The 23,648-nt window shown below is 70.7% G+C and carries 22 protein-coding genes; 11 read left to right on the top strand and 11 right to left on the bottom strand.

Annotation, left to right across the window (positions count from 1 at the left end):
* Positions 1-100 precede the first annotated feature (100 nt).
* The gene (locus tag ACZ6D7_RS12475; RefSeq protein ID WP_469488167.1) at positions 101-1,597 is read right to left on the bottom strand and encodes an oligopeptide:H+ symporter; all 1,497 of its coding nucleotides are present in this window, start codon (positions 1,595-1,597) and stop codon (positions 101-103) included.
* 533 nt (positions 1,598-2,130) lie between these two features.
* On the opposite strand from ACZ6D7_RS12475, the gene ACZ6D7_RS12470 reads away from it, so the two are divergent.
* Both ACZ6D7_RS12470 and ACZ6D7_RS12465 read left to right on the top strand, forming a co-directional pair.
* Complete coding sequence (locus ACZ6D7_RS12470) at positions 2,131-2,808, top strand: response regulator transcription factor (RefSeq protein WP_189713058.1); 678 nt, start codon at positions 2,131-2,133, stop codon at positions 2,806-2,808.
* Between the two features lie 25 nt (positions 2,809-2,833).
* Positions 2,834-4,108, top strand: a complete 1,275-nt coding sequence (locus ACZ6D7_RS12465; RefSeq protein WP_469488158.1) for an ATP-binding protein — start codon at positions 2,834-2,836, stop codon at positions 4,106-4,108.
* 17 nt (positions 4,109-4,125) lie between these two features.
* On the opposite strand, the gene ACZ6D7_RS12460 is transcribed toward ACZ6D7_RS12465, so the two are convergent.
* The gene (locus tag ACZ6D7_RS12460; RefSeq protein WP_469488151.1) at positions 4,126-4,674 is read right to left on the bottom strand and encodes a GtrA family protein; all 549 of its coding nucleotides are present in this window, start codon (positions 4,672-4,674) and stop codon (positions 4,126-4,128) included.
* Between the two features lie 221 nt (positions 4,675-4,895).
* Here ACZ6D7_RS12460 and ACZ6D7_RS12455 point away from each other — a divergent pair, with 221 nt between their 5' ends.
* From ACZ6D7_RS12455 to ACZ6D7_RS12445, 3 genes are read left to right on the top strand one after another with little or no spacing between them, the layout of a single operon-like run.
* Positions 4,896-6,035, top strand: a complete 1,140-nt coding sequence (locus tag ACZ6D7_RS12455) for a 5-(carboxyamino)imidazole ribonucleotide synthase (RefSeq protein WP_469488147.1) — start codon at positions 4,896-4,898, stop codon at positions 6,033-6,035.
* Positions 6,032-6,556 (top strand): 5-(carboxyamino)imidazole ribonucleotide mutase, encoded by a 525-nt coding sequence (gene purE, locus ACZ6D7_RS12450; protein ID WP_469488143.1) that lies wholly within the window; start codon positions 6,032-6,034, stop codon positions 6,554-6,556. Before ACZ6D7_RS12455 ends, purE begins: the two co-directional genes overlap by 4 nt.
* Positions 6,557-6,561: 5 nt before the next feature.
* A complete protein-coding gene (locus ACZ6D7_RS12445) occupies positions 6,562-7,740 on the top strand; it encodes a dipeptidase (protein ID WP_469488139.1) in 1,179 nt (392 codons plus the stop codon).
* Between the two features lie 30 nt (positions 7,741-7,770).
* Here ACZ6D7_RS12445 and ACZ6D7_RS12440 read toward each other — a convergent pair whose 3' ends face one another.
* Positions 7,771-8,175, bottom strand: coding sequence for a VOC family protein (locus ACZ6D7_RS12440; protein ID WP_469488136.1), 405 nt, complete (start codon positions 8,173-8,175; stop codon positions 7,771-7,773).
* A gap of 37 nt (positions 8,176-8,212) precedes the next feature.
* Complete coding sequence (locus ACZ6D7_RS12435; RefSeq protein WP_469488133.1) at positions 8,213-8,572, bottom strand: VOC family protein; 360 nt, start codon at positions 8,570-8,572, stop codon at positions 8,213-8,215.
* A 132-nt stretch (positions 8,573-8,704) separates the two neighbouring features.
* Here ACZ6D7_RS12435 and ACZ6D7_RS12430 point away from each other — a divergent pair, with 132 nt between their 5' ends.
* A complete protein-coding gene (locus ACZ6D7_RS12430) occupies positions 8,705-9,211 on the top strand; it encodes a CGNR zinc finger domain-containing protein (protein ID WP_469488132.1) in 507 nt (168 codons plus the stop codon).
* A 146-nt stretch (positions 9,212-9,357) separates the two neighbouring features.
* Here ACZ6D7_RS12430 and ACZ6D7_RS12425 read toward each other — a convergent pair whose 3' ends face one another.
* On the bottom strand, positions 9,358-10,701 hold the full coding sequence (locus tag ACZ6D7_RS12425; protein WP_469488124.1) for a UDP-glucose dehydrogenase family protein: 1,344 nt from the start codon (positions 10,699-10,701) through the stop codon (positions 9,358-9,360).
* Positions 10,702-10,901: 200 nt separating this feature from the next.
* Between ACZ6D7_RS12425 and ACZ6D7_RS12420 the strand changes: the two genes are divergently transcribed.
* Both ACZ6D7_RS12420 and ACZ6D7_RS12415 read left to right on the top strand, forming a co-directional pair.
* Positions 10,902-12,059, top strand: coding sequence for an acyl-CoA dehydrogenase (locus ACZ6D7_RS12420; protein ID WP_469488119.1), 1,158 nt, complete (start codon positions 10,902-10,904; stop codon positions 12,057-12,059).
* A gap of 129 nt (positions 12,060-12,188) precedes the next feature.
* Positions 12,189-12,656 carry an SRPBCC family protein gene (locus tag ACZ6D7_RS12415; protein WP_469488116.1) on the top strand — a complete coding sequence of 156 codons (468 nt, stop codon included), beginning with the start codon at positions 12,189-12,191 and terminating at the stop codon, positions 12,654-12,656.
* Between the two features lie 15 nt (positions 12,657-12,671).
* On the opposite strand, the gene ACZ6D7_RS12410 is transcribed toward ACZ6D7_RS12415, so the two are convergent.
* Positions 12,672-13,229 (bottom strand): acyl-CoA thioesterase, encoded by a 558-nt coding sequence (locus tag ACZ6D7_RS12410; protein ID WP_469488112.1) that lies wholly within the window; start codon positions 13,227-13,229, stop codon positions 12,672-12,674.
* A 120-nt stretch (positions 13,230-13,349) separates the two neighbouring features.
* Between ACZ6D7_RS12410 and ACZ6D7_RS12405 the strand changes: the two genes are divergently transcribed.
* Together ACZ6D7_RS12405 and ACZ6D7_RS12400 are read left to right on the top strand one after the other, a co-directional pair.
* Positions 13,350-14,639 (top strand): LCP family protein, encoded by a 1,290-nt coding sequence (locus ACZ6D7_RS12405; RefSeq protein ID WP_469488109.1) that lies wholly within the window; start codon positions 13,350-13,352, stop codon positions 14,637-14,639.
* A complete protein-coding gene (locus ACZ6D7_RS12400; RefSeq protein ID WP_469488105.1) occupies positions 14,632-15,261 on the top strand; it encodes an HAD family hydrolase in 630 nt (209 codons plus the stop codon). Before ACZ6D7_RS12405 ends, ACZ6D7_RS12400 begins: the two co-directional genes overlap by 8 nt.
* A gap of 55 nt (positions 15,262-15,316) precedes the next feature.
* Here ACZ6D7_RS12400 and ACZ6D7_RS12395 read toward each other — a convergent pair whose 3' ends face one another.
* Positions 15,317-15,679, bottom strand: coding sequence for a four-helix bundle copper-binding protein (locus tag ACZ6D7_RS12395; RefSeq protein WP_469488101.1), 363 nt, complete (start codon positions 15,677-15,679; stop codon positions 15,317-15,319).
* A gap of 130 nt (positions 15,680-15,809) precedes the next feature.
* Positions 15,810-17,261 carry an LCP family protein gene (locus ACZ6D7_RS12390; protein ID WP_469488098.1) on the bottom strand — a complete coding sequence of 484 codons (1,452 nt, stop codon included), beginning with the start codon at positions 17,259-17,261 and terminating at the stop codon, positions 15,810-15,812.
* 132 nt (positions 17,262-17,393) lie between these two features.
* Between ACZ6D7_RS12390 and ACZ6D7_RS12385 the strand changes: the two genes are divergently transcribed.
* Positions 17,394-18,440, top strand: a complete 1,047-nt coding sequence (locus tag ACZ6D7_RS12385) for a glycosyltransferase family 2 protein (protein ID WP_469488094.1) — start codon at positions 17,394-17,396, stop codon at positions 18,438-18,440.
* Positions 18,441-18,474: 34 nt separating this feature from the next.
* Here ACZ6D7_RS12385 and ACZ6D7_RS12380 read toward each other — a convergent pair whose 3' ends face one another.
* The 3 genes from ACZ6D7_RS12380 to ACZ6D7_RS12370 form a co-directional block, all read right to left on the bottom strand.
* Positions 18,475-20,115, bottom strand: coding sequence for an LCP family protein (locus ACZ6D7_RS12380; RefSeq protein WP_469488087.1), 1,641 nt, complete (start codon positions 20,113-20,115; stop codon positions 18,475-18,477).
* 90 nt (positions 20,116-20,205) lie between these two features.
* Positions 20,206-22,005 (bottom strand): LCP family protein, encoded by a 1,800-nt coding sequence (locus tag ACZ6D7_RS12375; protein WP_469488079.1) that lies wholly within the window; start codon positions 22,003-22,005, stop codon positions 20,206-20,208.
* 265 nt (positions 22,006-22,270) lie between these two features.
* A complete protein-coding gene (locus ACZ6D7_RS12370; protein WP_469489373.1) occupies positions 22,271-23,446 on the bottom strand; it encodes an LCP family protein in 1,176 nt (391 codons plus the stop codon).
* Between the last annotated feature and the right edge of the window lie 202 nt (positions 23,447-23,648).

The raw sequence follows: 23,648 nt of genomic DNA, 5'->3' as shown, positions 1-23,648 counted from the left end.
GCACGGGACGGACGTCGGTCGACGTCGACCGTCAGTTGACGTTTGACCGTCAGTCCACGTTGACCGTCAGTTGACGTTGACCGTCAGTTGACGTCGACCGTCAGTTGACGTTGCCCATCAGTTCCCTGACGCGCTTGCGGTACATCCACACCGCCGCACCGGCCGCGACGGCCAGGACGGCCTGGAAGGCCACGATGCCCGTCTTGTTGAGGTCGACGCCGGCGATGGAGAGCAGACCGGTCGTGGCGTCACCGGCGGTGACGGCCAGGAACCAGACGCCCATCATCTGGGAGGCGTACTTCGCGGGCGCCATCTTCGTGGTGACCGACAGACCGACCGGGGAGAGCGTCAGCTCACCGATCGTCTGGACGAAGTAGATGCCGACCAGCCACATCGCGGCGGCCTTGTGACCGCCGTCGGCGATCGCCAGCGGGGCGAGGAACAGGAAGAAGGACGCGCCGATCATGAACAGGCCCATCGCGAACTTCGTCGCGGTGCTCGGCTCCTTGCCACGGCGGGCCAGCGCCAGCCAGGCCCAGGCGAAGACCGGGGCCAGGGCCATGATCATGACCGGGTTGACCGACTGGTACCAGGAGACCGGGAACTCCCAGCCGAAGACCGTGTTGTCGGCGGAGGAGTCGGCGAACAGGGAGACGGTCGAGCCGCCCTGGTCGTAGATCATCCAGAACACGGCCGCGGCGACGAAGAACCAGATGTACGCGGACATCTTCGACTGCTCGGCGCGGTCCAGGTCCTTGTCGCGCTTGATGCGGGCGATGACCACGACCGGGATGAGGAGACCGGCGATGGTGATCGGGACCAGCAGCCAGTTCAGGGTGTAGTGGCCGGAGAAGCCGACGACTCCGTAGAAGACGGCGGCGACGGCGGCCCACAGGCCCGCCTTGCGCAGCGTGGCGGTCTTCTCCGCGGCGGTCATCGGGGTCGGCACGACGTCCGAGCGGGAGCTGAGGTGACGGCTGCCGAGCAGGAACTGGGCGAGGCCCAGCGCCATGCCGAGCGCGGCGAGCGCGAAGCCCAGGTGCCAGTCGACGTTCTCGCCGATGGTGCCGATGACCAGCGGGGCGGCGAAGGCGCCCAGGTTGATGCCGATGTAGAAGACGGTGAAGCCACCGTCACGGCGCGGGTCGTCCGGGCCCTCGTAGAGGTGGCCGACCATCGTGGAGATGTTGGCCTTCAGCAGACCGGAACCGACGGCGACCAGACCGAGGCCGGCATAGAACGTGCCGGAGTTCGGCAGGGCCAGGGTGAGGTGGCCGAGCATGATGATCGCGCCGGCCACGGCGACCGTCTTGCGGGGGCCGAGGACGCGGTCCGCGAACCAGCCGCCGGGGAGGGCGAGCAGGTACACGAGGGACAGGTACACCGAGTAGATCGCGGTAGCGGTGGCCGCGCTCAGGTGCAGGCCGCCCGGTGCCACCAGGTACAGCGGGAGCAGGGCCTTCATGCCGTAGTAGGAGAATCGCTCCCACATCTCGGTCATGAAGAGAGTGGCCAGTCCGCGGGGGTGGCCGAAGAAGGTCTTCTCGGAACCGGGGGTGCCCGGGCGGACCGAGTCCTTCGTCAGGCTGGACGCCATGGTCGTTCCTTGCTGGTCGGGACGCGCGTCGCGGGGAGCGGCTGCGCGCCCGGTGGGGGGCGGCCGGCACCGGCGGGTCGGCCCGTCCACCCCACGCCCACGGGGAACCCGCTCCGGATCGCGGAACGGCGGACGGCGACCACCGGGATCCACGCCTCTACGCGCGTCGCGCGGTCGGGGCCCGGCCGTAGGTCATTCCTTTCGAGGCCGACGGGGGCGGTGCCCCTGCCGGCCCGCACACAAAAGTGACCCTCGGCGTCAAGTGCGCCGAAGGTCCCTGCGTGCTACAGGCGTTGTTTCACCATACGTCAGCAGACTGCCTGATATGGAAGGACTTGAGACACGGATCACAGGTGATCAAGGAACCGTGGCGGTGTTTTGAAGGTCTGAGCCATCTTCCCATCCCTCGACCATAGGTCTGTACCAGTGAGGGCGGGGGTGTGGAGCGCCCCGTTGTCCCACTTGTCCCTCGGTAAGAAACGGCGCCGCCGATCACACTTCGGGCCCTGCCCCCCGCGGACTACCATCAGCTCATGACCCGTGTACTGCTCGCCGAGGACGATGCGTCCATCTCGGAGCCGCTGGCCCGCGCACTGCGCCGGGAAGGGTACGAGGTCGAGGTGCGTGAGGACGGACCGACCGCGCTCGACGCCGGGATGCAGGGCGGCATCGACCTGGTCGTGCTCGACCTCGGCCTGCCCGGCATGGACGGCCTGGAGGTGGCCCGCCGGCTGCGCTCCGAGGGCCACACCGTCCCCATCCTGATCCTGACCGCGCGCGCCGACGAGGTGGACACCGTCGTCGGTCTCGACGCGGGCGCCGACGACTACGTCACCAAGCCCTTCCGGCTCGCCGAGCTGCTCGCCCGGGTCCGGGCCCTGCTGCGGCGCGGCTCCGCCGAGCCCGCGCAGCCGCCGGCCACGCACGGGGTGCGGATCGACGTCGAGTCGCACCGGGCGTGGATGGGGGACGAGGAGCTCCAGCTGACCGCGAAGGAGTTCGACCTGCTGCGGGTGCTGGTGCGGGACGCGGGGCGGGTGGTCACGCGGGACCAGTTGATGCGGGAGGTGTGGGACACGACCTGGTGGTCGTCCACCAAGACGCTCGACATGCACATCTCCTGGCTGCGGAAGAAGCTCGGGGACGACGCGGCGAATCCGCGGTACATCGCGACGGTACGAGGCGTGGGCTTCCGCTTCGAGAAGAGCTGAACCCGCGTCCATCAGGTAAGAGGTCATGCGCCGCCGACTGATCCAGTCCACCCTCGCCGTCGTTCTCGTCGTCATCGCCGTGTTCGGGGTCTCGCTCGTGATCGTCGAGACCCGGACGATCAGCAACAGCGCCCAGGAGCGGGTGGACTCCGAGGCGCTGCGGCTGGCCAGCATCGTGGACAGCCGGCTGGTGGGGGCGGAGGACGTCACCGCCGACATACTGCGCGACCAGGTCACACAGGACCGCTACGCCGTGGTCAGGATCCCCGGGCGGGCGCCCATCGAGGTCGGCAGCAAGCCCGGGGGCGACGTCATCCAGTCCTCGGCCGAGGGCGAGGAGGGCGAGAGCGTCCTGGTCCAGGAGCCGCGCTCCACGGTCACCCGGGAGGTCGGCCGCACCCTGCTGATCATCGGGCTGGTGGCGCTGCTCGCCGTGATCGCGGCGGTGCTGCTCGCCATCCGGCAGGCCAACCGGCTCGCCTCCCCGCTGACCGACCTCGCGGAGACCGCCGAGCGCCTCGGCTCCGGCGACCCGCGCCCCCGCCACAAGCGCTACGGCGTCCCCGAGCTGGACCGGGTCGCGGACGTCCTGGACTCCTCGGCCGAGCGGATCGCCCGGATGCTCACGGCCGAGCGCCGACTGGCCGCGGACGCCTCCCACCAGCTGCGCACCCCTCTCACGGCCCTGTCGATGCGGCTGGAGGAGATCACCCTCACCGACGACCCGGACACGGTGAAGGATGAGGCGACGATCGCGCTGACCCAGGTCGAGCGCCTGACGGACGTCGTCGAACGGCTGCTGACCAACGCCCGCGACCCGCGCAACGGCTCCGCGGTCACCTTCGACCTCGACGAGGTCATCCAGCAGCAGCTCGCCGAGTGGCGCCCCGCCTATCGCAACGTGGGCCGGGCCATCGTCAGCTCCGGCAAACGGCATCTGCGGGCGGTGGGCACGCCGGGCGCGGTCGCCCAGGTGCTGGCCGCGCTGATCGAGAACTCCCTGATGCACGGGGGCGGCACGGTCGCGCTGCGCACCCGGGTCACCGGCAACCAGGCCGTCATCGAGGTCACCGACGAGGGACCCGGCATCCCCACCGAGCTGGGCGCGCGGATCTTCGAGCGGGCCATCAGCGGCCGCAACTCGACGGGCATCGGCCTGGCCGTCGCCCGCGACCTCGCGGAGGCCGACGGCGGCCGGCTGGAGATGCTCCAGGTGCAGCCGCCGGTCTTCGGCCTGTTCCTGTCCCGCACGGCCCCGGCGAAGCGGGCGCCGGAGGAGGACGAGCCGACGGTCCGGTAAGGGGCCGGGCGGGCCGCTCAGGCGCGCTGGCGGGCCTTCGGCTTGCTGGAGCGCTCCGTGACCCGGGACTCCTTCGTGATCCGGGACTGCTCCGCCAGGAGGGACTCCGCGCCGGCCACGGCCTCCTTCGCGGGCAGCGTCCGGAACACCCAGGTCCGGTAGGACCAGAACCGGAACAGGGTGGCCACCCCGATTCCGAGGAACTTGAAGACGTTGCTCTGCAGCGGGGTGTCCCAGCCGAAGCCGTACGTCGCCGTGAACAGCAGTCCGTTCTCGATGACCAGCCCGACCGCGCTGAACAGCAGGAACAGCGTCAGTTCCCTCGTCCGCCCGCTCTTGTCGCGGTCACGGTAGGTGAAGTAGCGGAACCCGATGTAGTTGAAGACGATCGCCACCACCGTCGCGATGACGCTGGCGCGCACCACCGGGAGGTCGGTGAAGTGGCGTACGAGGTTGAAGACGCCCAGGTTGACCAGGAGCCCCGCGCCACCCACGGCGCCGAACTTGGCCAGCTCGCGGAAAAGGCGCCGCAACCCCGAAGAATGCCCCGAGGAACCATGTGCCATGGCCGTACAGGCCCCCGTCCGGGTGTCGGTTTCGTCAACCCAGCCATGCTAACCACCACTCTTGTCGGTTTCCTGTGGTCGAGCTCACGGGTCGGGAACGGGACGGCGAGAAGCGGGGAAACAGCCGGTGTGAGGCGGGAAAGAGATCGGTGAGAGCCGCCGCCGCGGTCACGGCGAGGCGTGGGATCCGGCCGCCGTGGCGTGGCCGATACCCTGGGGGCGTGACGTTCCCGGTAGTCGGCATGGTCGGCGGGGGTCAGCTCGCTCGTATGACACACGAGGCGGGCATCCCGCTCGGCATCAGGTTCAAGCTCCTCAGTGACACCCCGCAGGATTCCGCGGCGCAGGTCGTGAGCGATGTCGTCATCGGCGACTATCGCGACCTCGACACGCTGCGTGACTTCGCGCGAGGCTGCGATGTGATCACCTTCGATCACGAACATGTACCCACCGAGCACCTCCGGGCGCTGGAGGCGGACGGCATCCCCGTGCGCCCTGGCCCGGACGCGCTCGTGCACGCCCAGGACAAGGGTGTGATGCGCGCGAAGCTCGACGCGATCGGTGTGCCGTGCCCGCGGCACCGCATCGTGGCCGACCCGGCCGACGTGGCCGCCTTCGCCGCCGAGGGGGACGGCTTCCCGGTCGTCCTCAAGACCGTCCGCGGCGGGTACGACGGCAAGGGCGTCTGGGTCGTCGGCTCCGTCGAGGAGGCCGCGGAGCCGTTCCGCGCCGGCGTCCCGGTGCTCGCCGAGGAGAAGGTCGACTACGTCCGCGAGCTGGCCGCCGACGTCGTGCGCTCCCCGCACGGCCAGGCCGTCGCCTATCCGGTCGTCGAGTCCCGGCAGGTCGCCGGCGTCTGCGACACCGTGATCGCCCCCGCCCCCGACCTCGACGCGACGCTCGCGCTGAAGGCCGAGGAGATGGCGCTGACGATCGCCAAGGAACTCGGCGTCGTCGGCCACCTCGCCGTCGAGCTGTTCGAGACCCGCGACGGCCGGATCCTCGTCAATGAGCTGGCGATGCGCCCGCACAACTCGGGCCACTGGACCCAGGACGGCGCGATCACCAGCCAGTTCGCCAACCACGTCCGCGCGGTCCTCGACCTGCCGCTCGGCGACCCGCGCCCGCGCGCGCCGTGGACGGTCATGGTGAACGTCCTCGGCGGCGACTACCCGGACATGTACTCCGCGTACCTGCACTGCATGGCCCGCGACCCCCAGCTCAAGATCCACATGTACGGCAAGGACGTGAAGCCCGGCCGCAAGGTCGGTCACGTCAACACCTACGGCGACGACCTCGGCGACGTGCTGGAGCGCGCCCGTCACGCAGCCGGCTACCTGAGAGGCACGATCACCGAATGAGCCCTGTCGTAGGCATCGTCATGGGGTCGGACTCCGACTGGCCCGTCATGGAGGCCGCCGCCCAGGCCCTCGACGAGTTCGAGATCGACTACGAGGTCGACGTCGTCTCCGCGCACCGCATGCCCCGCGAGATGATCGCGTACGGCGAGCAGGCGGCGGACCGCGGCCTGAAGGTGATCATCGCCGGCGCCGGCGGCGCGGCCCACCTCCCCGGGATGCTCGCCTCGGTGACCCCGCTGCCGGTGATCGGCGTCCCGGTCCCGCTGAAGTACCTCGACGGCATGGACAGCCTGCTGTCGATCGTGCAGATGCCGGCCGGTGTCCCGGTCGCCACGGTCTCCGTCGCCGGCGCCCGGAACGCGGGCCTGCTCGCGGCGCGGATCCTCGCCGCCCACGACGAGGACCTCCTCGGCCGGATGCGCGAGTTCCAGCAGGAGCTGAACGACCAGGCCACCGAGAAGGGCAAGCGGCTGCGCGCCAAGGTCGAGGGCGCCGGCGGCGGCTTCGGTTTCGGGAAGTGACGCGGATGACCTCGCTGGAGCGGGCCCGGGAACTGCTCGCCGAGTTCCCGGTCGCCGACGGGCACAACGACCTGCCCTGGGCCCTGCGCGAGCAGGTGCGCTACGACCTCGACGCCCGCGACATCGCCGTCTCCCAGACCGCCCACCTGCACACCGACCTCCCCCGGCTGCGCGCGGGCGGGGTCGGCGCGCAGTACTGGTCGGTGTACGTGCGCGCGGACCTGCCCGACGCGGTCCCGGCGACGCTGGAGCAGATCGACTGCGTACGCCGGCTCATCGACCGCCACCCGGCCGACCTGCGCGCCGCGCTGACCGCCGCCGACATGGAGGCGGCGCGCGCGGAGGGCCGTATCGCCTCGCTGATGGGCGCGGAGGGCGGTCACTCCATCGCCAACTCGCTGGGCACCCTGCGCGGCCTGTACGGGCTCGGTGTCCGGTACATGACGCTCACGCACAACGACAACGTGGACTGGGCGGACTCCGCGACGGACGAACCCGGGGTGGGCGGCCTGTCGGCGTTCGGCCGTGAGGTCGTGCGGGAGATGAACCGGCTCGGCATGCTGGTGGACCTCTCGCACGTGGCGGCGACGACCATGCGGGACGCGCTGGACGCCTCCTCGGCGCCGGTGATCTTCTCCCACTCCTCCGCCCAGGCCGTCTGCGACCACCCGCGCAACGTCCCGGACGACGTCCTGGAGCGCCTCCCCGCCAACGGCGGCATGGCGATGGTGACGTTCGTGCCGAAGTTCGTGCTCCAGGCGGCGGTCGAGTGGACGGCGGCGGCGGGCGAGAACCTGCGCGCCCACGGCTTCTTCGACCTGGACACGACGGCCGAGGCGATGAAGGTCCACCGGGCCTTCGAGGAGGCCAACCCGCGCCCGGTCGCCACGGTCGCGACGGTCGCCGACCACCTGGACCACATGCGCGAGGCCGCCGGCATCGACCACCTCGGCATCGGCGGCGACTACGACGGCACGGCGTTCACCCCCGACGGCCTGAACGACGTCTCCGGTTACCCCAACCTCATCGCCGAACTGTTCGACCGGGGCTGGTCCACCACCGACCTCGCCAAGCTGACCTGGCAGAACGCGGTCCGCGTACTGGGCGCGGCGGAGGACGTGGCCCGCGACCTGCGGACCACCCGCGGCCCGTCCCACGCGACGATCGCGTCCCTGGACGGCTGAGGGCTCTCCCCGCCCGGGGCGGGGAGAGCGTCACCCACGCGGTTCGATCCGACACAGGCAGAACGGGTGCCCGGCGGGATCGGCGTACACCTGGAAGTCCTTCTTCTCCCGGTCCTCGAGGTCCAGCGGCCGCGCGCCCAGCGCCAGCACCCGCTCGTGGGCCGCGTCGACCTCCGCCCAGGTGGCGCCCGCGTCAAGGTCGAGGTGGAACTGCTGCGGATTGCGGTCGGCGCGCGGCCACTCGGGCGGGGTGTACCCCTCCACCTGCTGGAACGCGAGCCGGGGCCCGCCGGGGACGGCCAGGACGTACCACCAGTCGTTCTCGTCCTCGTCGAACTCGGGCGTACCGCCCAGGACCGCCGCGTAGAACGCGGCGAGCGCGCGGGCGTCGGGGCAGTCGAGGACGACGGAACGGACGCGGGCTACGGGCGGCATGGAACTCCTCCGGGTCGGCGGACGCGCGGCGAGCGGATCAGCAGGCGCACAGACAGAAAGGGTGCCCCGCCGGGTCCGCGTACACACGCCAGCCGCGCGAGCGGTCCTCCGCGTCCAGCGGCCTGGCGCCCAGCGCCAGCACGCCCTTCTCCGCCGCGTCCAGGTCCTCGACGGTCAGGTCCAGATGGAACTGCTGGGAGCGCTCGGGCGCGGGCCACGCGGGCGGTACGAACCCGGGGGCGACCTGGAAGGCCAGCGCCTGCCCGCCCGGCACCTTGAGGTCCGCCCAGTCCCCGTCGCCCTCGACGGTGCCGCCCAGCACCTCGGCGTAGAAACCGGCCAGCGCGCGCGGGTCGGGACAGTCCAGGACGACGACGCCCAGCTTGGCGAGAGCCATGACTTCCTCCTCGAAGCGGTGTCATACAGCGGTTACTCATAGAAGCCGGTAACCGGTAACTGTTACCTCATGCTCCCGCAGTGGAGGTAACGTCGCAAGGGGATCGGACGGACCGGGAGGTAGCGTGCGGCCATGAGTGAGAGATCGCCCGCGCCGGGTGGCCTGGCCCTGGTCGAGTCACTGGTGAACACGCTGGACATCGAGTCGGGCGCCGACGCGCTCGACACGGCGGACGGCCGGGCGCGCCTCGGGCTCACCGACGGCGAGGTCCCCGCGGTCCGTGAGCTGCGAGAGTCCCTGCGCGCGGCCCTGCTGGCGCACGCCGGCCACGCCCCGCACCGCACGGTCACCCCGCTCGGCGATCTGCTCGCGGCGGCCCCGCTGCTGGTGGCGGTCGACGCGCGGGACGGCTCGGCCCGGCTCGCCCCCGCCGACGCGGGCCCCCTGCTCTCCCGGGTGGCCGCCGCCGTCGCGGAGGCGCTGGTCGCGGGCACCTGGGACCGGCTGAAGGCCTGCGAGGCCGTCACCTGCCACTGGGCGTACTACGACCGCAGCCCGGCCGGCCGGGGCCGCTGGTGCTCGATGCAGGTGTGCGGAGCCCGCGCGAAAATGCGCCGCTACCGGGCGCGGGAGGCGTGACGGGGTGATCCACAGGGAGTTCCTGCGCCACGTACCCGCCCGGTGCGGCAGAATGCACGCAGACGCCGGTTCGGCCGACTGAGCCTCGGCCGAACCGGCGTCACCCGTGCGTCGATCCGGACGTCATCCGTGCGTCGATCCGTACGTCACGCGGTCGGGCGGCCCATGGCCCGGTATGTCCACCCCGCCGCGCGCCACAGCGCCGGGTCGAGCGCGTTGCGTCCGTCGAGGATCAGCCGGGCCGCCGTGACCTCCCCGAGCGCCGCCGGGTCCAGCTCACGGAACTCCCGCCACTCGGTCAGGTGCAGGACGACATCGGCGCCCCGTACGGCGTCCAGCGCGGTGTCGGCGTAGCCGAGGGTCGGGAAGACCCGGCGGGCGTTCTCCATGCCCTTGGGGTCGTACACGGTCACCTGGCCGCCCTGGAGGTGTATCTGCCCGGCCACGTTCAGCGCGGGGGAGTCCCGGACGTCGTCGGAGTCCGGCTTGAAGGTCGCGCCGAGCACGGCCACCCGCCGGCCCAGGAACGGCCCGCCGCCGAGCGCCTGCCGGGCCAGCTCCACCATCTGCCCGCGCTGGCGCATGTTGATGGAGTCGATCTCGCGCAGGAAGGTGAGCGCCTGGTCGGCGCCCAGCTCACCGGCGCGCGCCATGAACGCCCGGATGTCCTTGGGCAGACAGCCGCCGCCGAAGCCGATGCCGGCCCGCAGGAACTTCTTCCCGATCCGGTCGTCGTACCCGATGGCCTCGGCCAGCTTCGCCACGTCGCCGTCCGCGGCCTCGCACACCTCGGCCATCGCGTTGATGAAGGAGATCTTGGTGGCGAGGAAGGAGTTCGCGGCGGTCTTCACCAGCTCCGCCGTCGGGAAGTCGGTGACGACGAACGGCGAGCCCTCCGCCATGGGCGTGGCGTACACCTCGCGCAGCAGCTGCTCCGCCCGCTCGCTGCGCACGCCGACGACGATCCGGTCGGGGTGCAGGGTGTCGTCGACGGCGAAGCCCTCGCGCAGGAACTCCGGGTTCCAGGCCAGCTCGGCCGCCGCACCGGCCGGAGCCAGCTCGGCGATCGTCGCCGCCAGCCGGTCGGCGGACCCCACCGGCACGGTCGACTTGCCGACCACCAGCGCGGGCCGGGTCAGATGCGGGGCGAGGGAGCCGATCGCGGACTCGACGTAGGACATGTCACAGGCGTACTCGCCGTGCTTCTGCGGGGTGTTCACACAGACGAAGTGGACATCGCCGAACGCGCCGACCTCGGCCCAGTCCTGGGTGAAGCGCAGCCGCCCCGTGGAGCCCTCGATCCCGGCGACGTGCCGGCGCAGCAGGTCCTCGAGCCCCGGCTCGTACATCGGGGTCTCGCCGCGCTCCAGCTTCTCGATCTTCTCTTTGACGATGTCCAGGGCGAGCACCTCGAAGCCCAGCTCGGCCATGGCCGCGGCGTGCGTGGCGCCGAGATAGCCGGTGCCGATCACGGTGATCTTGAGGCTCATGCGTGCTCCAGGAAGAATGCCGGGGGATGCGCGCCTGAGCATAGTCGGGGCGTGTCCTGCCACTTCACCCGGCGGTTTCCCCGGTGCATTCCGCCTTGTTGCCCAGCTCACGTATCAGTTGCGGAGGTGGACCTCTAAAATTGAGTTACTTAACGGTAATTAGCGAGATCACCGCAAGCGTTCCTGGAGCGTGAGAGACCTTGGCCGGATCGGCTGACTTCGACCTGTACCGCCCGTCCGAGGAGCACGACATGCTCCGTGACGCCATCCGCTCGCTGGCCGAGGCGAAGATCGCGCCGTACGCCGCCGCGGTGGACGAGGAGGCCCGCTTCCCCCAGGAGGCGCTGGACGCCCTCGTGGCGAGCGACCTGCACGCGGTGCACGTCCCCGAGGAGTACGGCGGGGCCGGCGCGGACGCCCTCGCCACGGTGATCGTGATCGAGGAGGTGGCCCGTGCCTGCGTGTCCTCCTCGCTGATCCCCGCGGTGAACAAGCTGGGCTCGCTCCCGGTGATCCTCTCCGGCTCCGAGGAGCTGAAGAAGAAGTACCTCGGCCCGCTGGCCAAGGGCGACGCGATGTTCTCGTACTGCCTCTCCGAGCCGGACGCGGGCTCCGACGCGGCCGGTATGAAGACCAAGGCGGTCCGTGACGGCGACCACTGGATCCTCAACGGCGTGAAGCGCTGGATCACCAACGCGGGCGTCTCCGAGTACTACACGGTGATGGCCGTCACCGACCCGACCAAGCGCTCCAAGGGCATCTCCGCCTTCGTCGTCGAGAAGTCCGACCCGGGCGTCTCTTTCGGCGCCCCGGAGAAGAAGCTCGGCATCAAGGGCTCCCCGACCCGCGAGGTCTACTTCGACAACGTCCGCATCCCCGCCGACCGCATGATCGGCGAGGAGGGCACCGGCTTCGCCACGGCGATGGCCACCCTGGACCACACCCGGATCACCATCGCCGCGCAGGCCCTCGGGGTCGCCCAGGGCGCCTTCGACTACGCCAAGGGCTACGTCCAGGAGCGCAAGCAGTTCGGCAAGCCGATCGCCGACTTCCAGGGCATCCAGTTCATGCTCGCCGACATGGCCATGAAGATCGAGGCCGCCCGCCAGCTGACCTACGCGGCCGCCGCCAAGTCCGAGCGCGGCGACAGCGACCTCACCTTCCAGGGCGCGGCCGCCAAGTGCTTCGCCTCGGACGTGGCGATGGAGGTCACCACGGACGCCGTCCAGCTCCTCGGCGGCTACGGCTACACCCGTGACTACCCGGTCGAGCGCATGATGCGCGACGCCAAGATCACCCAGATCTACGAGGGCACCAACCAGGTCCAGCGGATCGTCATGGCCCGCAACCTGCCGTAACGCGCGATCGGCACCCTCTCGCACACCGCTCGCACACGCACATCGCCCTCCGACCGTCACCCGGTCGGAGGGCGATGTGCGTGTGGTGGCCGGCGCGAGGGCGGTCCACGATGGGGGAGGAGGTGCGTGATGACCCCTGACGACGGGCTGGTGCTGCGCCTGCGATGCGTCCTCGGCGCCTCGCCACCGGCCGTGTTCCGGGCCCTGACCGAGCCGACGGACCTCGCCCGCTGGTGGGGCCCCGACGGGTTCACCATCCCGGACGTGCGCGGTGACCTGAGACCGGGCGGGGCGTACCGCATCGCGATGCGGCCTCCCGACGGCCCCCTGTTCCACCTGACGGGGGAGTTCCTCGACGTCGACCCCCCGCGGCTGCTGCGCTACACCTTCCGCTGGGAGGACCCCGACCCCGAGGACCGGGAGACGACCGTCACACTCACGCTGCGCGACCTGGCCGGCACCACCGGCACCTCCGGCGGCGCCACCGAGCTGACCCTCGTCCAGGACGGCTTCGCCACCCAGCGGCGGCGCGCCCTGCACGAGGAGGGCTGGACCCAGGGGTTCGGCAAGCTGGAGAAGCTGTTCGCGGCGGCCTGAGCGCGGCGCCGGACGTCAGTCCTCGTAGCCCTCCGCGATCCGGCGCTCGCGCAGCTCCCTGATCGCCCGGCGGCGGGCCAGCCGGTGGGTGCGGCGGATCTGGGCCTCCTGGTAGCGGCGCTCGTCGCGCTCGGTCTCCGGGACGACCGGGGGGACCACCCGCGGCTTGCCGTCCGCGTCCACGGCCGTGAAGACCAGGTAGGCCGAGCCGACCTGGGTGGGCGGCGCCGACTCGTTCCAGCGCTCCGCCAGCACCCGTACCCCGACCTCCATCGAGGTCCGGCCGGTCCAGTTGACCTGCGCCTTCACATGGACGAGGTCACCGACCCGGACCGGCTCCAGGAACACCATCTCGTCCATGGACGCGGTGACGGCGGGGCCGCCGGAGTGCCGCCCGGCCACGGCGCCGGCCGCGTCGTCGACGAGCTTCATGATCACACCGCCGTGCACCGTGCCCAGGAGGTTGGTGTCGTTGTGGTTCATGATGTGGCTGAGGGTGGTGCGGGAGGCGGATGTGGGCTTGCCCGGGATGTCCGGGGTGCCCGACTCCGCTGCGGTGACCTGGTCTGTCATGTCCTCCACCTTATGCCGAGGCGGACAAGACGGGACTTTGTGTCAGCTTGGCAACAGCGGGGCGCTGATTTTCCGACTGCCCTTGTACGGGACACAGCCCGGCCCTGCACACTGTTCGGCATGAACGATTGGCCCGAGGGATGGTCCGACGACAACCGCGGCTCCCGGCACGGAAACGGCAGCGCCGCCGCACAGCCCGAGAGCGCGCGCGTCATGCGGCAGGTCCGGCGCGGCCCCGCGGCCCCGCCGCACGGCGTCGGCGTCCCCCAGCAGCCGTCGTACGTCAACGGTCAGGGGTACGGCGACTACACCAACGCCCAGCAGACCGGCTACGACAGCGGCTACAGCACGGGCCAGGTCTACGGCGGTGGCGGCGGCCCGAGCGGCCCCGGCGGCCCCGAGGACCCCTACGCCCGCGGCCCGCGGTCGGCGCCCGACTGGCGCCGCCGCATCAAGTGGACCGCGATCACCGTCGTGACCGTGCTGGTCGTGACGACCGTGGGCACCTACTTCTGGGCCGACGGCAAGCTGAACCGCGAGGTCGACCTCTCCAAGGTCATCGACCGGCCCGAGGCGGGCGAGGGCACCAACTACCTGATCGTCGGCTCCGACAGCCGTGAGGGCATGTCCGCCGAGGAGAAGAAGAAGCTGCACACCGGCTCCGCCGACGGCAAGCGCACCGACTCGATGATGATCCTGCACACCGGGTCCAACGGCGACACCCTCATCTCGCTGCCGCGCGACTCGGACGTGGAGATCCCGTCCTTCGTCGGCTCCGAGTCCGGCAAGACGTACAAGGGCACCGGTCGGCACACCAAGCTGAACGCCGCCTACGCCGAGGACGGCCCCGAACTCCTCGTGCGCACCGTCGAGTTCAACACCGGGCTGCGCATCGACCACTACGTCGAGATCGGCTTCGCCGGGTTCGCGAACATCGTGGACTCGGTCGGCGGCGTCGAGATCGACATCCCGCAGGACATCAAGGACACCAAGTCCGGCGCCGACTTCAAGAAGGGCAAGCAGACCCTGAACGGCGAGGAGGCCCTCGCCTTCGTCCGCACCCGGTACGCGCTGGCCGGCTCCGACCTGGACCGCACCAAGAACCAGCAGAAGTTCCTCGCCGCCCTCGCCAACCAGGTGGCCACCCCGGGCACGGTCCTCAACCCGTTCAAGCTCTACCCGACCATGAGCGCGGGCCTGGACACCCTGATCGTCGACAAGGACATGGGCCTGTACGACCTGGGCTCCATGTTCTTCGCGATGAAGGGCGTCAACGGCGGCGACGGCACGTCGATGAACATGCCGATCTCCGGCTCCTCCGGCGGCAACCTCGTCTGGGACAAGACCAAGGTGAAGCAGCTCGTGGACCAGCTGAAGAACGACGAGAAGGTGACGGTCTCGGGTGACTGACACCCCCAGCGGCAGACCGCCCTTCGACGCCGTCCTGTGTGACATCGACAACGTGATACGGCACTTCGACTCCACCCACCTGGAGGCGCTGGAGCGCGCGGCGGGCCTGGCGGAGGGCACCACCAAGAAGGTGGCGTTCTCCCCGGAGGTCGACGGGCCGCTGCTGCTGGGCCGGATCACCGAGCAGGAGTGGGTGGAGGCCATCGCCAAGGGCCTCGCCGGACTCGTCGACGACGAGACGGGCTGGGCCCTGGGCACCGCCCTGCTGGAGTCGCCCTTCCACGCCGACGAGGCCGTGGTGACCCTGCTGCGCCGGGCCCGGGTCCGGATGCCGCTGGTCCTCGTCTCCAACGCCACCCTCGGCCTGGAACGCGACCTCGACGCCCTCGGCCTGTCCGAACTCGCCGACCACGTCGTCAGCAGCGCCCGCGTCGGACTCGCCAAGCCCGACCCGCGCATCCTGGAACTCGCGGCGGCCCGGGCGGGCGTACGGCCCGAGCGGTGCCTGTTCGTGGACGACACCTGGGAGAACGTGGAGGCGGCCGCCGCGCTCGGCATGCGGACCGTCCACTACCGCGATCCGGCGGACCTGGAGCGGGAGCTGGCGCCGCTGTTCGGCTGAGAGCGCGGCACTCGGGGGCACCCACGGGGATGCCCCCGAGCGTGTGCGGGCGGCGTCACATCGTGGCGCCCGCCATCGTGCGGCACATCTCGGCGCAGCGACGACACGCCTCGGCGCAGCGCATCATCTGGGGATCGTCCGGCATGGTCATACACGCCTCGGCGCACATGTCACAGGCCTTGGCACACATGGCGCACATCTCGGTCGCCATGGGCGAGCGCCGCATCATCATGTCGGCGCACATCCGGGTCGTCTCGGAGCAGTCCATGAGCGCGCGCATGATCTGCATCTGGGCCTGGCCGCCCATCTGCATGCAGTTGCTCATGGTCTCCTCGCACACGCCGTGGCACGACATGCACGCCTGGACGCAGTCCTGCATCTCCTTGCTCATGGCCGTCATGGATCCGGACTGGGTCATGGCTCCTCCTGGGGGTGAGAGGGTGCCCGGGCGGGCCCCGGGCCCTGCCTTGCCCTTCCGTCCTACGCCCGACCGACCCGGCGCGCCATCCGGCGGACGCCGCGACGGTCACGGCCCCACGGCCACGGCCCTACGGACACCCCACCTCGTTGCCCCGGACCACCTCGGACTCCCTCCCCTCCGGCTCCTGGGCCCGGACCGCGCGGACCTCGCGGAAGTCCGCCCCGGCGATCACCTTCAGGGTGGGGCCGAGACCGGGCGTGGCCCGCAGCTCGCTGCCGGGGAGGGCGGCGGCCAGCGAGCGCGCGGAGCGGTCCCAGCGCGGGTCGTAGGCGATGACCGTGCGCCGTACGGTCTGGACGGCCGCGTCGACCGGGCGGCGGGTGGTGCGGAAACCGGTCGCCGCCAGGGCACTGTCCACGCGCCGGCCGAGCCCCTTGGTCGTCGTGCCGTTCTCCACCTGCACGCTGATCTGCTGCGGGGGCACCGCCACCCGCACCACCGGCTCGCTGCGCGGACGCGGTGCCGTCGCCAGGGGCTTGTCGTCGCGCAGGGCCTTGAAGAGACGCTCGGACTTCACCGGGTCCCACTTCAGGGTCGAGCCGATGTCCTTGACCAGGAAGCCCATCCGGCCGATCGGGACCGTCGTGAACTCGGAGGAGGACGGGGAGAAGGTGCGCATCGCCCGGCCCAGGTCCAGCAGTTCGTCCGTGCCGAAGCCGCGGTCGGCCCGGACCGAACCCAGCACCGCCCGGGTCACGTCCCGGAACTTCAGCGGGTTCAGCAGGATCCCGGAGGACGTGGCCTGGGCCACCAGCGACGCCAGGAACCGCTGCTGGCGCTTCATCCGGCCCAGGTCGGAGGAGGCGTCGGCGTGCCGGGAGCGGACGTACTGGAGCGCCGCGCCGCCGCGCAGGGTGTGCGTGCCGGGCGCCAGGTCCAGACCCGTGTACCTGTCCTTCAGGGGCTGCGCGGTGCAGATCTTCACACCGCCGACGACGTCCACCGTCTTCATGAAGCTGGTGAAGTCGACCTCCAGGTAGTGGTCGATCTTCACGTGCGTCATGCTCTCCACCGTGCGCACGGTGAGCTGCGGACCGCCCTCCGCGTACGCCGCGTTGAGCTTGATGGGGTGCCCGTGGTGCTCCTCGCCGGTGACCTGGTCGGTGTGCGGGGGCGTCTCGGCGTAGGAGTCGCGCGGCAGGCTGACCACGCTCGCCCGCTCCCGGTCCTCCGAGATGTGCACGATCATGATCGTGTCGGTGCAGTGGCAGGGGGCCCCGCCGAGGCGGAACCGGCGGCGTTCCGACTCGTCGATCCGGTCCCGGCCGTCGGTGCCGACCAGCAGCACGTTCATGCCGTGGCCCGCCCGCGGACGGTTCTTCATGTCCTTGAAGGGGTCCACCCGCGCGATGTCCGCGTCGAGGCTGGTGACCACCGAGTGGCCGATCCCGGCCGAGGCGAGGACGACGACGGAGAGCGTGGTCGCCGCCCGCATGGCCCAGCGGGGACGCCTTCTGCGTACGGGGCGTACCGGGGGGCGCGGCGGGCGGCACCGGGACCGGGGCGGTGTGGTGGGCATGCGGGACACCTCCGGGCGACGGCCTGGGCGGGGAGAGCCGTGAGTACCGTAGGCCCGTACGATCTGTCGCCCGGGGCAGCGCACCCGGCGGGGCGCACCGGTGTCCCCCGTTCGCGGTAACGTGATCCCCCTATGAACGCGAAGTCCGACGTGCAGCTCCCCGCCGTGTCCGTCATCATGCCCGTCCTCAACGAGGAGCGGCATCTGCGCGGAGCCGTCCAAGCGATCCTCGCGCAGGAGTACGCCGGCGAGATGGAGGTCGTGATCGCCCTCGGTCCGTCCACGGACCGCACGGACGAGATCGCGGCCCAGCTCGTGGCGGACACTGCGTCCAGTAAGAACAAGCGCGTGCACACGGTCCCCAACCCGACCGGCCGCACCCCCGCCGCCCTCAACGCCGCGATCAAGGCCTCCCGCCATCCGGTCGTCGTCCGCGTCGACGGGCACGGGATGCTCTCCCCGAACTACATCGCCACCGCGGTACGGCTCCTGGAGGAGACCGGCGCGCAGAACGTCGGCGGCATCATGCACGCCGAGGGCGAGAACGACTGGGAGCACGCGGTGGCCGCCGCCATGACCTCGAAGATCGGGGTCGGCAACGCCGCCTTCCACACCGGGGGGCAGGCCGGGCCCGCCGAGACCGTCTACCTCGGTGTCTTCCGGCGCGAGGCGCTGGAGCAGCAGGGTGGCTACAACGAGGAGTTCATCCGCGCCCAGGACTGGGAGCTGAACTTCCGCATCCGCGAGGCCGGCGGGCTGATCTGGTTCTCGCCGGAGCTGAAGGTGTCGTACCGGCCGCGGCCCAGCGTGAAGGCGCTCGCCAAGCAGTACAAGGACTACGGGCGTTGGCGGCACGTCGTCGCCCGCTACCACGAGGGCTCCATCAACCTGCGCTACCTCGCCCCGCCCACCGCGGTGTGCGCGATAGCCGCGGGTCTGGTCGTGGGCGCGGCGCTCACCCCGCTCGGGTTCGTGATCCCCGGCGGCTACCTCGCGGCGATCGTCGCCGGGTCGTTGCCGGCCGGCAAGGGCCTGCCGCCGAAGGCGCGCCTCCAGATCCCCGTCGCCCTCGCCACCATGCACATGTCGTGGGGGTTCGGCTTCCTCACCAGCCCCAGGTCGCTGGCGAGGAAGGTCATCGCGTCACGCCGCCCGGCGGTCCTCAGCTCCTCCTCGTGAGGCACTGAGCACCGCGCGGCTCACCGGGCCCGGTCTACCAGGTGTAGGCCGGGTCCACGTGCATGCACTGGCTGTCGTCGGCGCCGTTCATCGCCTGCGCCGACTCGGGCGTCGTGTCGTCGTCCTCCTTCTCCGGCGCCTTGTACGCGGTGCCGGACCGCCAGTCCCCGCCCACGAAGAGCGTGATCCCGGAGACGTCGGTGGACTTCTTCACCTGGCTCGCCGGGATGCCGAGGACCTTCGCGACCCGCTGGGCGTCGGCCTGGAGGTCGGCGCTCGGGTAGCGGATCACCGTGGTCTCCTCGGAGGTGGCCGAGGAGGTGTCCGCGACGGCCCCGGTGAGCCCCTCGTCCTTCAGCAGCTGGGTGACCGTGGCCGCGCGCCCGCCGACCGGGGCGAGCGTGCCGGTACGGGTGCTGTTGTGCACCTGCACCGCGATGTCCTCGTCCGCCTCGGCGGTGTCGGTGACCGTCGGCGACGGGCTCGCGGAGGTCTTCTTATCGTCCTTGCCGTCCAGCGCGATGTCCTCGCGCACCAGCCGGAACAGCTTGTCGGCGTCCTCGGTGGGCACCACCCGGCCGGCGTTGTAGGTGTCGTACCGGTTGGGCATCGTCGTCATGGTGATGCGCTCGGTGGGCACCTTCTGCAGCTCGTTCGCCAGGTCGTACATCTTGGTGATGGTGTCCAGGCCGTCGTCGACGGTGATCGCCTTCGTGGCCGCCTCGGCGAGCTTGCGCAGGGAGTTCGGGTTGGTCAGCTTGGCCTCGGACCGCAGCTGACGGACCATCGAGTTCATGTACATGTGCTGCGCCTTGGCGCGGGCGAGGTCGGTGTCGTCCTCGAAGCCGTAGCGGGTGCGCAGCCACTGCAGGGCCTGCTTGCCCTTGATGGAGGTGGTGCCCTCCTCCAGCTTCAGGCCGGAGCCCTTGCCGCTGCTGGTGTGCGAGTAGACGTTGGCGTCCACGCACACCGGGACGCCGCCGATGGCGTCCGCCATCGACACCACACCGGCGAAGTCGATCATCATGAAGTGGTCGATGTGGATGTCGGTGAGCTTCTCCCAGGTGGCCACCGTGCAGCCGGCGCCGCCGCGGCCCAGCGACTCGTTCGTCATCGCCCGGGAACTGGCCCCGTACACCTCCCCGGTGTCGGGGTCCGTGCACTTGGGGATGTCGACCAGGGTGTCGCGCGGCATGCTCACCACGGACATGTTGGAGCGGTCCGCCGAGACGTGCAGCAGCATCTGGACGTCCGCGAGCGGGGTGCCGTTGAAGGTGTCCTTGGCGCCGCCGAGCTTCTGGTTCGCCGCGGAGTCCCGGGCGTCCGAGCCGATCAGCAGGATGTTCAGCGCGGTCTGGCCGGCCGCGTTGGCCTGGGTCTGCGCCGCCCGGTCCTTGGCGTCGCCGAGGTTGAGGTCGTCGCTCTTGATGTTGGCGTTGAGGTGCTCGTAGTAGAGGTATCCGGCGCCGGCCGTGCCGAGTATGACGACCGCCAGCACGGTCGCGGACCAGCGCAACGCGCGTCGACGACGGCGTCGGCGGTCCGTGGAGCGGTCATCGCCGCCCTTGCCGCCGTGCCCTCCGGCGTCCTCGGGCGTGTTGCCGTCCCGCGCCTCCCTGGACACCGTGTCCTCGGCCGCCGACACCTCCGCGCGCACCCCGCTTCTCCCCACCATTGAACTGCCCCTCCCCGCCGAGCGCCTGACACGGGCCCGTCCCGCGTCCAGTCAGACGCACGACGGGCCCGAAGGGTTACCCCTCTTCGTCTACTTGGCGCACTGCACCTTGTCCGCCGTGGACTTCTGGACCGTGTCCGGCACGGTCGTGGGAGACGTGAGCGAGACGCCCGCGCCCTTGAAGTCCTTGCCCAGCGTCAACGTCATCGTCGGCAGGCCCTGGGCGTTGTCGACGCTCTCCCCCGGCTTCAGCGCGGTCCCCGCCAGCCCCATGATGTCGGCGAGCCGACGGGCCTGGTCCGCCTGGTCCGGGTCGTACTCCAGCGTCGTCCTGCTCAGTTCCGCCGGAGCGTTGCCCGCGTTCTCGGACTTCGTCACGCCCTCATCATTCTGCAGCCAGTTAAGAGTCTCCTGTGCGCTGCCGGCCGGGGCGCCGCCGTTCATGATCCGCACCCGCACCTCGGAGGCCGCGGACTTCGTTCCCTTGAGCCGGGCCGCGGCCTCGGCCGCCGCCGCGTCCTTGGACGCCTTGGCCTTCTCCTTCACCTCGGTGAAGGAGACGTCCTCCTGGATCATCTGGAAGACGGTGGGCGCCGTCGCGTCGTTGAGGACGACGGTGGCCTTGACCTTCTCCGCCGGGTTGTCGACCACCGGCACGGTGGTGAAGGTCAGGTTCTTCACATTGAGCTTGCCCAGCTCCAGACCGAGGTCCTTGAGCTTGTCGATGGTGTCGAGCTGGGAGTCGACGGTCAGCGCCTCGGTGCCCGCCTCCGCCAGCTTGATCATCTTGGTGGGGCTGGTGAGCGTGTCGTTCGACTTCAGCTTGCGCATCAGCGCGCTCAGGAACTGCTGCTGGATCTCGATCCGGCTCAGGTCGCCGCCGAAGCCCACCGAGTGCCGGGTGCGCACGAAGGCCAGCGCCTGCTCGCCCTCGATGGTGTGCGTGCCCTCGGACAGCTTCAGATGCGAGTCCGGGTCGTCGATGTCCTTGGCCAGACACACCTCGACGCCGCCGACCGCCGAGGTCAGCGTCTTGACCGCGTTGAAGTCGGCCACCATGAAATTGTCCGCCTGGATCCCGGTCAGCTCCGTGACCGTGCGCACGGTGCAGCTCGGGGTGCGCTCGTCCTGCCCGAGGCTGGTGTTGAAGCGGACGTTCTCGGTGCCCTTGATGACCTTCGTGGAGCCGTCCTCCTGCGTGGTCGGGCAGTCCGGGACGTCCACGATCAGGTCGCGCGGGATGCTCAGCGCGGTCGCGTTCGTCCGGTCCTTGGAGACGTGCAGCAGGATCGTGGTGTCCGCGTGGCCCACGCTGCCGGAGTCGCCGTAGCCCTCGTTGCCGGAGCCGGTGCGCTTGTCGGTGCCGATCAGCAGGATGTTGATCGCCTTGTCCGAGCTGAAGCCGCCGGTGCTCGCGCCGTCGTCGGAGACGGACGTGATGTTGTCGTTGAGGTGCTGGAGATACAGGTAGGCCGCGGCCGCCGTGCCCACCAGCACGAAGGCCATGATCCCGCCGGTCCACAGCAGGACCTTCTTCGCCCTCGACTTCTTCTTGACCGGCCGGCGACCGCGCCGGTTCGGCGGCTCCTCCGGCACGCCCCGCCGACGGCGCGGCCCCGGGATCCGGCCCGGTGCCTCCTCGGGCGACTCCGACTCCGATTCCGTGTCGCGGTCCGGCGCCGCCGTACGGCCGCGCGCCGCGCCCGCTCCGGCGCCCGGGCCGCCACCGGCCGGGGCTCCCGCACGGGAGGCGGCTCTACGCGGTCCGGGGACCGCTGATTGCGGTGCGGAAGGAGTCAGTCGCAGTTCGTATTCGCCGGTGTTCGGATTGAGCACCCACTGGTCTGCGGGATCGATGTTGTCCGCCCGCCCACGGCCTTGCGCGTCCACGGTTGTCAGAATCCTCCGTCGGGGCCACGCGGCGCCTCTCCCCCTCAAGAGGCGCTCGGGTCGTCACGCTCACTCAGTTTCAGTCGGTCGCTCAGTGCACGGCACCAGGAAGGACCTCGCGGCCGGGTGCACCGGATCGCTCACACTATCCGCCCAGTTCGACGGGAAGCGACGCCCGTGACAAATTCCACGTCCCTACAACCGGGCAATACGGCCCATTTCTTTGAACTGGAGTTCGCCACCGGCGACAGGCTTGGCAACCGCTTTACCCGCAGCCGTCCTCCGCGGCGGTGTTTCCGCGGAACGTAGGAGCGGGCGGAGTGGGCGAAACCACGCGTGACCTCGCCCCCACCCCGTACGGACCGTGGTCGCCCGACTCCGAGGGGACGGATTTCATGGGAAGTTCGTGAGAAACCACCACGGGTGCGTCGGTGCGCAGTCGTTCGAAGAGTTTCTCCGCCTCCGGCTCCACGAGTTGGTCGCGATTGACGTTGTAGATGTACGACTCCCGGGGAACGGTCAGGAATTGCACATGTTCGGTGGGAATGTCGCGCAGGCCGCGGACGAGTTCGTAGAGCCCGCGCAGACTCGCCAGCTCCGGGTCGGTGGTGAGGGAGGACGTGGCCGCGTCCAGCACGGGATACAGCTTCGCCGGATTCAGCAGGACGTCGGTGCTCTGCACCTTGTTGACGAGCGCCCCCAGGAACCGCTGCTGCCGGTCCATCCGGTCGGTGTCGCTGCCGTTGCCCAGCGATTTGCGGGCCCGCACGTACGCCAGCGCCTGCTCCCCGTCGAGCGTCACCCGGCCCGCGGGCAGCCGCAGCTTGGCGGCCTTGTCGACGACCGGCGCCGTCAGACACACCTGGACGCCGTCGACGGCGTCCACCATCTCCTTGAAGCCGCTGAAGTCGACGACCATGTGGTGGTCGATCCGCACCCCGGTCAGCTTCTCCACCGTCCGGATCGTGCAGGCCGAGCCGCCGGTCTCGAAGGCGTAGTTGAACATCGCGAACATCGGCTCGGTCCGCGTCCCGTCCGGCGTGAGACAGGCGGGCACGTCCACCATCAGGTCGCGGGGTATGGAGACGGCGGTGGCGCTGCGCCGCCCGGCGGCCAGGTGCAGCAGGATCGTGGTGTCCGAGCGCTCGGTCCCCGAGTCCCGGCCGTACTTGGCGTTCTCCTCGCCCGAGCGTGAATCGGACCCGATCAGCAGGATGTTCTGCGCGTCCTTCACCAGCGAGGTCGGCCGCTCCCTCGCATACCGCTCCAGCTCCGCCCGGGCCGCCTCGTCGGCGGTGATGTTCCCGTCGAGCTTCGCGTAGAGCGCCCATCCGGCGATGCCGACCCCCGCGACGAGGAGGGCCGCCACCCCCGCCCCGTACCGCACCCACCGCCGCCGGCGCCGCCGTATCAGCCCCCGCCCGTCCGCAGAGGCCCCCACCCCCGGCCCGAGGGGCCGCCCCGATCCCACGAAGTCGCCCACGACTGGAAACACCCCTCCCACGTTCGGCGGTACGAGCGGGTCGTGCTGTTCCTCCTACGACCATGGGGGCTCGGGGGGTGACGTGCGGGCGGGGGTGCGCCGAATGGGTGAGGCTTAGGGGGGTGGGGTGTGGTCGGGGGTGGGCGGGTCTCCGGAGGGT

The sequence above is a fragment of the Streptomyces sp. NPDC041784 genome (assembly GCF_055591025.1).
The sequence above is the reverse complement of the archived record's forward strand: the minus strand, read 5'-3'. Positions and strand labels throughout refer to the sequence as shown.

Excerpts from the sequence above, each read along its gene's own strand:
- ACZ6D7_RS12475 (WP_469488167.1), bottom strand. The coding sequence starts at position 1,597 with ATGGCGTCCAGCCTGACGAAGGACTCGGTCCGCCCGGGCACCCCCGGT.
- ACZ6D7_RS12470 (WP_189713058.1), top strand. The coding sequence starts at position 2,131 with ATGACCCGTGTACTGCTCGCCGAGGACGATGCGTCCATCTCGGAGCCG.
- ACZ6D7_RS12465 (WP_469488158.1), top strand. The coding sequence starts at position 2,834 with ATGCGCCGCCGACTGATCCAGTCCACCCTCGCCGTCGTTCTCGTCGTC.
- ACZ6D7_RS12460 (WP_469488151.1), bottom strand. The coding sequence starts at position 4,674 with ATGGCACATGGTTCCTCGGGGCATTCTTCGGGGTTGCGGCGCCTTTTC.
- purE (WP_469488143.1), top strand. The coding sequence starts at position 6,032 with ATGAGCCCTGTCGTAGGCATCGTCATGGGGTCGGACTCCGACTGGCCC.
- ACZ6D7_RS12445 (WP_469488139.1), top strand. The coding sequence starts at position 6,562 with ATGACCTCGCTGGAGCGGGCCCGGGAACTGCTCGCCGAGTTCCCGGTC.
- ACZ6D7_RS12440 (WP_469488136.1), bottom strand. The coding sequence starts at position 8,175 with ATGCCGCCCGTAGCCCGCGTCCGTTCCGTCGTCCTCGACTGCCCCGAC.
- ACZ6D7_RS12435 (WP_469488133.1), bottom strand. The coding sequence starts at position 8,572 with ATGGCTCTCGCCAAGCTGGGCGTCGTCGTCCTGGACTGTCCCGACCCG.
- ACZ6D7_RS12430 (WP_469488132.1), top strand. The coding sequence starts at position 8,705 with ATGAGTGAGAGATCGCCCGCGCCGGGTGGCCTGGCCCTGGTCGAGTCA.
- ACZ6D7_RS12425 (WP_469488124.1), bottom strand. The coding sequence starts at position 10,701 with ATGAGCCTCAAGATCACCGTGATCGGCACCGGCTATCTCGGCGCCACG.
- ACZ6D7_RS12415 (WP_469488116.1), top strand. The coding sequence starts at position 12,189 with ATGACCCCTGACGACGGGCTGGTGCTGCGCCTGCGATGCGTCCTCGGC.
- ACZ6D7_RS12410 (WP_469488112.1), bottom strand. The coding sequence starts at position 13,229 with ATGACAGACCAGGTCACCGCAGCGGAGTCGGGCACCCCGGACATCCCG.
- ACZ6D7_RS12405 (WP_469488109.1), top strand. The coding sequence starts at position 13,350 with ATGAACGATTGGCCCGAGGGATGGTCCGACGACAACCGCGGCTCCCGG.
- ACZ6D7_RS12395 (WP_469488101.1), bottom strand. The coding sequence starts at position 15,679 with ATGACCCAGTCCGGATCCATGACGGCCATGAGCAAGGAGATGCAGGAC.
- ACZ6D7_RS12390 (WP_469488098.1), bottom strand. The coding sequence starts at position 17,261 with ATGCCCACCACACCGCCCCGGTCCCGGTGCCGCCCGCCGCGCCCCCCG.
- ACZ6D7_RS12385 (WP_469488094.1), top strand. The coding sequence starts at position 17,394 with ATGAACGCGAAGTCCGACGTGCAGCTCCCCGCCGTGTCCGTCATCATG.
- ACZ6D7_RS12380 (WP_469488087.1), bottom strand. The coding sequence starts at position 20,115 with ATGGTGGGGAGAAGCGGGGTGCGCGCGGAGGTGTCGGCGGCCGAGGAC.